Source organism: Vreelandella zhaodongensis (assembly GCF_013415115.1).
Classification (GTDB): Bacteria; Pseudomonadota; Gammaproteobacteria; order Pseudomonadales; family Halomonadaceae; genus Vreelandella; species Vreelandella zhaodongensis.
On record NZ_JACCDD010000021.1, the window covers coordinates 1 to 1,523 of the forward strand.

General features: G+C 52.8%; 1 protein-coding gene. It reads right to left on the reverse strand.

Annotated elements, in window-relative coordinates; translation table 11 throughout:
• Positions 1-186: 186 nt before the first annotated feature.
• The coding region (locus tag HZS79_RS16695; protein ID WP_179928418.1) for a transposase at positions 187-1,523 on the reverse strand (1,337 nt) is incomplete at its 5' end.

Genomic DNA, 1,523 nt, shown 5'->3' on the forward strand with positions numbered 1-1,523 from the left:
CTAACGAGGCTGTAGAAAAACCCGATTTCGAGCCGTTTCCACCGCCTATTGTCCTTATTCATTTACCCAGCCGGTCATCTGGCTGAGTAATCTTAATATCGGCATTTAGCCACTTGAGCGCCCAGCTTAAGCCCGCTGAAGACGGCCTTTTGCTCTTAAAAAGCAACTTACCCCGCTCTAAGCTCTTCATGAGGCGGCCAAATGGCCGTAATTCGCCAACTTCTCAATATTGTGTACCAAGCAGTATAGCTGCCACTGGCCTTGCACTTTTTTCTTACCCCGAAGGCTGAAGCGGTTCAGTCTTTTCGTCGTGACAATGTTGCCGAAGACGGGCTCCACGACTGACATACGATGGCTGTAAATTTCTTTGCCCTTGGGGCTATCAACCCGGTGCTTCATCCAGTCCGTGTAATTGGGTAAGCGTTTGTTCTCGATAATAAAAGACACTTGTCGCCCTGCGCCGTTGCGATGGTCGGCAGAGCTGGGGTTCTGCATGCATCGGTATTTCTTTGGGCAGTGCCGACATTGCAGCAAACGCCCTTCAAAGTGTACCCGAATCTTGCCAGTGTCCGTTTCTCGTTGCCCGCGATAGGACAGCTTTTCGCCGGTGGGGCAGATACACGTTAGCGCTACTGGATCAAACTGGAACGCGCTGGCTGGCGTCGTCTCACGCCAGCCTTTGTCCGGCAGGTTCTGGTGGCGCTTGCCGTATTTGTCTTTCTGGTTAGCGAACTTCGGATCTCGGCTGCGGAACTGGTTATCGGGGATGTAGCCGTTGATCTGCTGTTCGTACAGATACTTCATGTTAGCTTCATTGGCAAAGCCAGTATCGGCGGTCACGACGGTGCCTTCCTGATAGATATTCTCGGCGATGCCCAGCTTCTTAAAACGCGCTTCGACCATTTCCAGTACGGGCTGCAAGGTGTGATGTTCCTGGCCTTCGCCGAAGGCCTGAGCGTCAATGACGATCTGGTGCTTTTTATCCACCGTGGCGACGCCGTTATAGCCCTGGATCGTGCCCTTGCTTGTCGTCATCTTGGCACTTTCGTTACCGGTCAGATTGCTCTTCACTTCCTTGATTCGCTTCCCCCGGCCCATCCTTGGGCTGTGCGTCTTTAGGAAACGGTCAACTTTGTTCATGGCGGCATCTAGCGAGAGAATCGTCTTGGCCCGTCGGATATCCCGATCCAGATCGGCTTCCGTTTCAGCTTCATCACGCGCGTAGTGCTCTAGTAGGTGATGCCGAATCAGGCCTCTCAGTTTCTCCCGTTTCTCGCCCAATTCTTTGAACGTACCCGACCACTCTTTGGAGGCATCGGAGGACATCTTGCAGCCGTCAATGGCAAAGAGTTCGTTTCCCAGTAAGCCTTGTTCGTGGCACACCAGCAGCACTTGCTCGAATAGCGCTTCAATCTCATCGGCATGGCGACTGACGAAGCTGGCCAGTGTGGTGAAGTGGGGAACGGTATCGCAGGAAAGAGCTTTAAAAATAATATTGGTCTCGCAGCACCACTGCATTTCAC